The sequence below is a fragment of the Paracoccus haeundaensis genome, assembly GCF_006239215.1.
Lineage (GTDB): Bacteria > Pseudomonadota > Alphaproteobacteria > Rhodobacterales > Rhodobacteraceae > Paracoccus > Paracoccus marcusii.
The window spans coordinates 1-7,949 of the sequence record NZ_VDDC01000066.1 but is presented as its reverse complement, the minus strand read 5'-3'; the positions used below and the strand labels follow the sequence as shown (position 1 = coordinate 7,949).

Annotated in this window: 9 protein-coding genes; 6 read left to right on the top strand and 3 right to left on the bottom strand. The window is 56.5% G+C overall.

The genetic code is table 11. The annotated features are described in order from the left end of the window. Together FHD67_RS19465 and FHD67_RS19460 are read left to right on the top strand one after the other, a co-directional pair. The coding region (locus tag FHD67_RS19465; RefSeq protein WP_246071367.1) for a hypothetical protein at positions 1-261 on the top strand (261 nt) is incomplete at its 5' end. Beyond that, complete coding sequence (locus tag FHD67_RS19460) at positions 258-818, top strand: hypothetical protein (RefSeq protein WP_139599762.1); 561 nt, start codon at positions 258-260, stop codon at positions 816-818. The genes FHD67_RS19465 and FHD67_RS19460, both read left to right, overlap by 4 nt. A gap of 151 nt (positions 819-969) precedes the next feature. On the opposite strand, the gene FHD67_RS19455 is transcribed toward FHD67_RS19460, so the two are convergent. Continuing rightward, a complete protein-coding gene (locus FHD67_RS19455; RefSeq protein WP_139599761.1) occupies positions 970-1,875 on the bottom strand; it encodes a GAF domain-containing protein in 906 nt (301 codons plus the stop codon). Between the two features lie 1,023 nt (positions 1,876-2,898). After that, the gene (locus tag FHD67_RS19445; protein WP_139599759.1) at positions 2,899-3,213 is read right to left on the bottom strand and encodes an H-NS histone family protein; all 315 of its coding nucleotides are present in this window, start codon (positions 3,211-3,213) and stop codon (positions 2,899-2,901) included. A 268-nt stretch (positions 3,214-3,481) separates the two neighbouring features. Here FHD67_RS19445 and FHD67_RS19440 point away from each other — a divergent pair, with 268 nt between their 5' ends. From FHD67_RS19440 to FHD67_RS19430, 3 genes are all read left to right on the top strand, one after another. Then, positions 3,482-3,775 carry an HU family DNA-binding protein gene (locus FHD67_RS19440; RefSeq protein WP_139599758.1) on the top strand — a complete coding sequence of 98 codons (294 nt, stop codon included), beginning with the start codon at positions 3,482-3,484 and terminating at the stop codon, positions 3,773-3,775. A 432-nt stretch (positions 3,776-4,207) separates the two neighbouring features. Then, positions 4,208-4,702 carry a hypothetical protein gene (locus FHD67_RS19435; RefSeq protein ID WP_176695221.1) on the top strand — a complete coding sequence of 165 codons (495 nt, stop codon included), beginning with the start codon at positions 4,208-4,210 and terminating at the stop codon, positions 4,700-4,702. A 539-nt stretch (positions 4,703-5,241) separates the two neighbouring features. Continuing rightward, positions 5,242-5,460 (top strand): hypothetical protein, encoded by a 219-nt coding sequence (locus tag FHD67_RS19430; protein ID WP_139599756.1) that lies wholly within the window; start codon positions 5,242-5,244, stop codon positions 5,458-5,460. A gap of 292 nt (positions 5,461-5,752) precedes the next feature. On the opposite strand, the gene FHD67_RS19425 is transcribed toward FHD67_RS19430, so the two are convergent. Continuing rightward, on the bottom strand, positions 5,753-6,313 hold the full coding sequence (locus tag FHD67_RS19425; protein WP_139599755.1) for a hypothetical protein: 561 nt from the start codon (positions 6,311-6,313) through the stop codon (positions 5,753-5,755). 580 nt (positions 6,314-6,893) lie between these two features. Between FHD67_RS19425 and FHD67_RS19420 the strand changes: the two genes are divergently transcribed. Continuing rightward, a complete protein-coding gene (locus FHD67_RS19420) occupies positions 6,894-7,709 on the top strand; it encodes a replication initiation protein (protein WP_139599754.1) in 816 nt (271 codons plus the stop codon). Positions 7,710-7,949: the final 240 nt, after the last annotated feature.

Here is a 7,949-nt window from a genome sequence, read left to right as displayed (position 1 = left end):
GATTTCAAAATGCCCAGGACCATTGACCAGCAGATCGCCGAGGCACAGGCCAAGCTGAACCGCCTCAAGACCCGACAAAAGGCCAGCGACACCCGCCGCAAGATCATCGTCGGCGCCATCGTCACCACAGAGGCGTTGAAGGATCCCAAGATCGCCAAGTGGATGGCGGCCAACTTACGCAAGAACGCCACCCGCGAGGTCGATCAAAAAGAGATCGCCGGACTGCTGGCCGAGCTGGACGCGAAGGCGGGCACCGCATGAGCGCCGCCGCCAAATCCCCCGCCGAGCTGATTGCCGATCTGACCGACCAGGTGCGGCTCCTGCGCCAGGACGTAGGCAACCTCACCGCCACCGCAACCACCAAGGCTGAAGCCGCAAGGCTCATGGCCTCGGTGCAGAAGATCACCATCGACGCCCTGGAGCAGAACCGCCAGATCGGCAGCACCGCCGCCGAGATGTCCCGCCGTATGCACCGCGACAGCCTCACGGCCGCCCAGGAGGCCGCAGGACAGGCCGTAAGGGGCCTGGAGGATCAGATCAGGGCCGCCGCCAACCACATGCGCCTGGAAGCCGTCAAAGGCCGCCAGCAGGCCCTCTACAGCTTCGGAGGGGGTCTGGCCGTCTTCGGAGGCATTGCGGCTCTGGGGGCCGTTCTGGGCATCGTGACGCTGCTTCTGATCCAGGGACGCGGTGATGCACGGGAGTTCGGGAAGCGTCCGGGGGTGTTCTGCGGCTCCGCGGGAGGGGAGCTGGTCACCGGAACCACCGGACGCCGCTTCTGCGCCTTCTGGGTCGATCCCTATGTCCCGGTGAACTGATTGAGGCTCGCAAGGGGGGCGTTGCAGTTGCAGGATATGCGCGATGTTAACCGAAATTGCATTTCGGCATCCGCGCTGTGTGTTGGAGCTTCTTTAAGATCTAGCGGAAAAGGGTGACTGATCGTTCAGCCGCCCTTTGCTTCTCATTCAGTCACGATGCGGCACTCAGGGGGTGCACTCTATGGGTGACGTCACGCACGACGACGTCCCATCTGATGCTTCCATCTGGAAGAGCTTCAGGATGGCCATATCCACTCAGGCGTTTCACCGCTCCGGAGGGGGTCGTCGCATGCCATTCATGCTGCCATTGGATGAGACGGGCAGCGGAATTTCCCATCGCTACGCGCCCGCCTATTATATCCTCCGGCATGCAGTTCGCAAAAACTCCACCAAAGTCATCAGCAAGCTGATCGCTTTCGATCTCCCAAATGGCCTTGGTTTCGCCTGAGGCAGTGCCAATCACCTCTCGTCCGTCGGAAGCCTGGATATATGAAACTATGGCGCCTGGCAGATCATCAAACGCAGCAAAGGCGGCGATATCGGGTTCGGCATGCTGCTGTTCCGCAAGCTCTTTCTTGCGCCCCTCGAGCATGAGCTTGATCTGGACGGACACTCCCGTGCCGAGGGCGACCATAATATCAACATCATCTTCTGACCATGAGCGCGGCTCAGTATCCATTACACAAAGAGCACCGATCGCCTTGCCGGCATCATCTCCGATCGGAACACCAAGGTAAGCAACCACTCCAAAATCACTTACGGCGGCATGATCTTTGAAACGGGTCTCGGCACGAGCATCGTTTACGGCCAGCGGCGCTTCCTGAGCAGCAACGATTTTGCAAAGCGAGTGAGTAAGAGAGGTTTCACGCCGCGTTGACCAAGGGAGCGAGAGACCAGTCTCAGCTTTGAAAAACTGACGGTCTTGGTCTTCGTCGATGAGTGAAATCAAGCTTATCTTGCTGTCTAGAAGCATCCGCGCTGTTTCGACGACCCGATCGAACACCGGGGTCTTGTCATGTGAAAACATCCCGACGTCAGCCAGTTCACTGAGGGCCATTTTCTCACTCCTTGTCTTGGTACTCCTTGTCCGGGAGCAGCCAAAATTCTCCAAAGCAAATGCCTCTCTCGAGCACTCGCTTCCACGTCACATGAGTCTCATTTGGAGTGTACAAAATAGAATTTCTACCAAAAGTTGAGCAAAGTTTTTGAAAAATCTTTCTAGAAGTTTTTCGGCCACACTGCGGATACATCAAAAATCAAGCCATCACGGACTTTGCTGAAACATTCTCGGCCTGCTGAGGCGGTCCCGGTGTTGAAAATGAAGACCGCTTCGCGGTCTGTTCCAATCACGGTAAAACGCTTCAGGCCCGTCAAGGACGCGGTCTCCTGCCTGAAATCGAAAGCCTAACCCTGTTTAATCTTCAAAACTTTTTGTCCTTGCATGACTGACCAGTCCGTCCGACTAACCGGCTGAAGTTTCGTTAGGATGATGATTGCTTTGGATCTACAACAGACAGGTGTTGCGGTGTTCGGGGTGGCCTTTTTGAAAACCCCGGCGCAAGTGCCAACACCGGGGTTGTCGGCCGTATAGCACCCGATTTGGTTGCATCAGATCACATGCCAGTCTCCGCTTGAACCTGCGACCTCCGGGCATAAAAGAACCGCCAAGGACAAAATGTCTCTGGCGGCTCCGGACTGGTTACCGTTCTGATGACGCAACCATCGCAAAAATGGATGCACACATTGCAAATGTTTTCTGGAACATGGCGGAGAGGGTCAGGTTCGTCAGCATGACGGACATACACCCACAGCTGATCGAATTGGCCCACCAGATGAATGATGCATTGGGTCGGGCGCGCAAAAGGCGTGATAGGCGCATGGTATCCTCACCTGAGCCACAGCGCGGTTTGCTCATCCCGCCGATGAGCAAAGCCGAACAGGATGAGCGGCATGCCGAGCTGGTGCGGACGATCGAGGAAGATCTGAAGCGATCTTAGGTCAACCTCTACTTCCCTCTCTTCTCCGACGCAGAACAATTCATATGGGCCGGTGCAAGACGAGCCCATCATCTTGTGCGATGTCAGATCGTGAGATCGTCAGGCTCGGTCCCCGCCTCGATAGCATCCCGAAACCACGTCGGTTGCCGACCCCGTCCTGACCAGGTCTGCTCTGGATTGCTTGGATTGCGATATTTCGGGGCAACGGTGCCACGTTTCGTGGTTTTGGCCTCCGCAAGCTCCGAGAGGGAAAACCCGTATTCGCGAGCCTTCTCCTCCAGATCGCGTCGGGCCTCCGCCTTGCGGCGGTCGTCATAATTGGCGATGGCCTTGTCGAGGTCCCGCTTCAGACGCTTCAGCTCGTCCAGGCTCATGGTGTCGAAATCAAGATCAGACATGGGCATCCTTTTTTTCCAAACTGTCTTTGACGTATAATCACGCAACGTTAAATTAAAGGGAATACGCCAATAGCGGACTTATTATTTGCTGTCCCGCTAAATTCAAAAAGTTATGTCCAATTGCGTTGTATGAAATACACGGGCGAGACGCGGGAAAACACAAACCAGCGAAATACTGTGGATCTTGCAGGGGAGAGCGGCAGTTAAGCCGCGGGCCTTGGCATTGGAGAGGCCTGTCCATGCTCCTGTGAGACCCGGAAGAGGCCAGATGATCCGTTCAGAGCTGCTGGCGAAGCTGCGTCAGGCCAATCCGCATCTGTCTGCGCTTGCCGCGGAAAAAGCTTTGGACACGATCCTGGACGAGATCGCCGAGACCCTGAGCCAAGGGCACAGGGTGGAGCTGCGCGGGTTCGGCAGCTTTTTCAGCAAGGTCCGGGTCGCTCGTGTGGGCCGCAATCCGAGGACCGGAGAGCCCGTAGAGGTGCCACCCAAGCGACACATGCATTTCAGGGCCTCGAGGCAGCTCCTCGAGCGGCTCAACTGCCTTACCGCCCCCGACTAATCCCCGCCCCCCTGTGCCAGTCAGATCAGGTCGCATCTCGCTGAGGGAGGCGGAGCGCCTTTTCGAGGCATTCCATACCCGATCAACAGCATGACGCCCTCGAAGTGGTCCGCACCGCATTCCAGGCAGATCCAATCCTCAGCCAGCTTGCCTTTGCAAACCAAGCAAGGGCCATCCTCAATGTCGAAATCGAGCGGAAACGGATCAGGGACCTGAGGGGTGTCGGACATGGCCTGCCTTACCGAGGGAACCACGCTCAGTTTAGTGCATCTGGCGGTGCCGCGCTGACAGCTTCGCGACACTCGAACCAGGCGGTCAGCAGCGTTAGCGGGTGTGAAAAATTACACTTCCGTTTCTTGCCACACACACTCCCACCCACGCTCTACGACGTAAAAGGCAGGAACATCTTCAGACAGGTCCTGTTCTCTGCCCATGAAGAGCAAACGCACTCTCTTCATGGGGACCTTCGTTCGACTTGTTCGAAGGTCCCCTCATCATCTGGCCCTTGCGTTGCTCAGACCCGCCGAACAGGGCGTGGGTTTGTCGGGAACCCAGATCGCCGAGCTGGCCCGTGCGCTCAGCGCGCCGGACTGGGGGCAGGGGGATCGTATCAGCATCACGCCCTGCGGGTGGGGCTGGAGCGACGAGGAGGGATGCTTCCTGGCCGGTACCGCGCAGATCGGCAGCTTTTGGGTCTGGCGTGACAAGTATCGCCACAAACGTGAGCGAAAGGGTGACGTCTGCGCCATCAGCTACACTGGCACTGCCAGTATGGTCGCCGCCAAGCGCCGTAACTACCTGGCATGGTGCGGGGCGCTGCTGGACCTGTGGGCCGTCGTGAGCAGGCCGTGGATGCTGGACACGATCGAGATTACCGGGGCGCTGCCGACGTTTGCGCCGTGGCGAGAAACGAAGGCAAAACATTAACTAATCTTAGTGTTTTTTCTTGCGCTGAAAATGCACGATATGCAATATTTGAGCACGCGATTGTGATTATTCGTCTTTTTGGAGTGTCAATGATTGTCAGAATTTTCAGTTCTTTTAAGAAAATCTTAGCCAATATTTTTCTTGGATCGCCACCGCCTTGGACAACGCATATCCACCCGTCAGCTGGGAACCGCATGTGCTGCGGTTTGAACATCCATGCACCAACCTCAATTGCTGAGGATAAGGTGAACACGCCTGTTTAAAATAGACTACATGCGTTGCCGATAGTCGAACATGACGAGGCCCCAATTTGCAGTCGGCTTGAACAGGTCGCATAGCTCGAGAGGTAGGCCTTAGATTCCGATCCAAGCCTCGCGCGCCGGATTGGGCTCAACACGCCCCCAAGCTCACGCGCCAAGGCTTCCAGCCCCTCGATGATAGCATCGTAGGTCATCCCGGACTTCAGGAAATCAGCATGGAGCTGGCAATAGAAGGCAAGCTGCTTGGTCAGCTTATAGAGTGCATACTGGGACCTGTTCATGCCTCTGCTGAGGCTGTGGGCGCCCGATGCAGCCGCCTGGCTCGCGGATCACGTGGGGCGCTATGCCAACATCGTCTTCGGCCTGATGAAGATGGCATCCTTCTTCTGTGCGCTGAAATATCGACAGATGCTGATCCCGGAGGATGAGCGGCACCACTGGCCGCTGTGGCGTGCCTGGCTCCACCCCACGAAGATCAGGCTGCTGCCGTGGCGGTAGCTATGCTGGACGACCAGCAGAGTAGTCGCTTCGGCCGCCCCCAGTGGACGTGGTCGGTTGTCACCATGCCTTCCAAGAACGGCTATTCGGATTCGATGCCTGAGGCCCTGGAGGAGGTACGGGGGCGAGCGTCCGACAAGTGGGGTCACAAGCCTCATGGCCGGCCGGGTAACCGCACTTAGCCCCCTGCCCTCGTGACTAAAAATTGAGATGTCCGCTCGAATGAACGAACGGACATGTCATTTATAATTGCCCAGACAGTGAAGACGCTCTGCTGCCCGACATCAGGTTATCAGAAACGGAAACCGACCAGCACTTGGGCGCTCTCGCTGGTTGCGCGCACACCAATAACCATCTTTTCCACTGAGATGGTAGCCAATGCACCAAAGTTGCCGGTGTATTCAGTTTCCGGATCGGTATCAGCATAGCACTGATACCCCAGGAACGAGGCCGGGCAGTCTTGTGCTTCCTCACGAACGCCCAGGATCAAAGCGCCGTCGACCTTGTATTTCGCCGTTTCAACGAAGTTGCGGCCAACAAGAAGGTTGAACGAGATGGCGGACGACACAGCGCGATCTTGCCCATACGTAGAGTCCAGCATGGTACCTTCCCGGGCAATATCGAGACCCCAAACCATCTTGCTGTTCATGGGTTGATGCGTGAAGCCGATAACAAGGGGCGTCTCATCGGCTGCATCAAGACCATCGTCATTTGAGGTACCTGCGCCGAAATAGAAGGTGCTGCGTGCGGTGGTATCATTCAGCGCATAACCTGCACCATCCTGTGCCATAGCATGACCAGAAAACAGGCCAGCAACAAACATCGTAGCAATAAACGATTTCAATTTGATCATCTCAAACTCACAAGTTCAGGGAAATTCCCCGATATTTTGTCAGCGTCAGATTGATCAAGAGAAAGTTACTAGCATGGTAAAGGCTTTTTGCAACCTGCGGTTGTTGTATCTGGATTGCAACACGAAGAGCAGCGTGTGCAAATGTTCGTCGTGTTAGTTGATTTGCTTGCTTCATAGGTTGTTGACATCGCCACTGTCCGCAACCGTCATCGCCCCTCGGCTGATAACCGGGAGGCGGTTTTTTTGCGTTTGGGGGACATGCATGGTGTCTCCTATTTCCGCAATCTTCTCTTCTTCTCTTTCTTCTTCTTCCTTGGCATCTAGAGCACTGATTTTAGGTTGAAATACACAGCCGACCCGTAGCTATTGGGTGTAAGTCCCGTAGGTATTGGGTCGTTCAAACCCTTTGAACCGTAGAAATCGGGTCGCGAAGCCGTAGAAATCGGGTCGATCTGCTGGAAAGCCAGCATTCTATGCCCCCTGCCCTTCTGAGCGACCCGAATACTACGGGTTGGCGGCTTTCATTTGACCCGTGAGGTTTAGCCGTAGTTAAAAACAGAACACGCGGCTACGGTTTGGCATGGAAAACGACCCGAAAACTACGGTTTCAACGCTTGCACTGCGGCCACTAGGCGGCGAGATGCTTAAGCCTGCCGAGTTGGTCGAAGTGGACGGCGCGGAGAAACTAACGCTGAACGCTCGTCGTGCTTTCAACCTATTGCTGCACAATGCTCATGGGCCGGACATGGCGATCCCCCATCAGCGATTCACCATTCCTCTGACGGCGCTCAAATTCTCGCACGCAGGCAATGAGCGCCTGGCACAAGCCATCAAGTCACTCATGCGGACTATCGTTACTATCCGCTCTCCTGACAGAGTTGAGCTAGTGCCCCTCCTCGGCCGCACCACCATCGCTGATCGCAAGAGCGACCGTGGGTATCTCACCTACGAGTTCGACCCGGTCCTGGTGGAGCTGCTGCGCGACAGCCAGATCTTCGCCAAGCTGCAGCTCGACGTGATCCATGCAGTGTCCAGCAAGTATGCCCTGGCCCTTTATGAGATCGTCGCCAAGCGCGCGCGCCTGTCGTACGTTCGTTCCGAGACATTCGATATTGACCAGTTCCGCTCGATGCTGGGAGTCGAAGCCGGAAAACTGGGCACATATTCCAACCTTCTGAAGTTCGCGATCCGGCCGGCCTTTGAAGAGGTTAACCGGCTTGCAGAATTCCATGCGGCGTTCGAGCCGGTAAAGGTTGGGCGCAAGGTCGGCGCGATCAAGATCGCATGGGCCATCAAAAGCCCGGGGGCACAGAAGCTAGCATATACTGAGCTTCATGGGTCTCCTGCCCTTCCGCCGAAGAGCACGCAGCAATCAATTCCCGGCTTGTTGGAGTGACCGCGTTATGAATTTCCAGAGTGCCCCACCTGATCGAGCTGGCCCGAAGGCTGGAGGAGGCTTTGCGCGCCGCCGCCCTGCGGCGTGAAAAACAGCTGGCAGATGCGGCACACCGCAGACCCTCATGAGACAACCCCCGGCTGACTTCGGCACCCCCGCCCGCTCCGGCGCATAACACCTCATATCCGCCACAGCGCAGCCAGGGGTTGAACGAGGGTGGGCTGTGCAGGCAAGAAAAAG

What these genes read in the sequence shown, in the direction of transcription:
- FHD67_RS19420 (WP_139599754.1), top strand. Translation starts at nt 6,894, where the DNA reads ATGGAAAACGACCCGAAAACTACGGTTTCAACGCTTGCACTGCGGCCA.
- FHD67_RS19460 (WP_139599762.1), top strand. Translation starts at nt 258, where the DNA reads ATGAGCGCCGCCGCCAAATCCCCCGCCGAGCTGATTGCCGATCTGACC.
- FHD67_RS19445 (WP_139599759.1), bottom strand. Translation starts at nt 3,213, where the DNA reads ATGTCTGATCTTGATTTCGACACCATGAGCCTGGACGAGCTGAAGCGT.
- FHD67_RS19455 (WP_139599761.1), bottom strand. Translation starts at nt 1,875, where the DNA reads ATGGCCCTCAGTGAACTGGCTGACGTCGGGATGTTTTCACATGACAAG.
- FHD67_RS19425 (WP_139599755.1), bottom strand. Translation starts at nt 6,313, where the DNA reads ATGATCAAATTGAAATCGTTTATTGCTACGATGTTTGTTGCTGGCCTG.
- FHD67_RS19430 (WP_139599756.1), top strand. Translation starts at nt 5,242, where the DNA reads ATGCCTCTGCTGAGGCTGTGGGCGCCCGATGCAGCCGCCTGGCTCGCG.
- FHD67_RS19435 (WP_176695221.1), top strand. Translation starts at nt 4,208, where the DNA reads ATGAAGAGCAAACGCACTCTCTTCATGGGGACCTTCGTTCGACTTGTT.
- FHD67_RS19440 (WP_139599758.1), top strand. Translation starts at nt 3,482, where the DNA reads ATGATCCGTTCAGAGCTGCTGGCGAAGCTGCGTCAGGCCAATCCGCAT.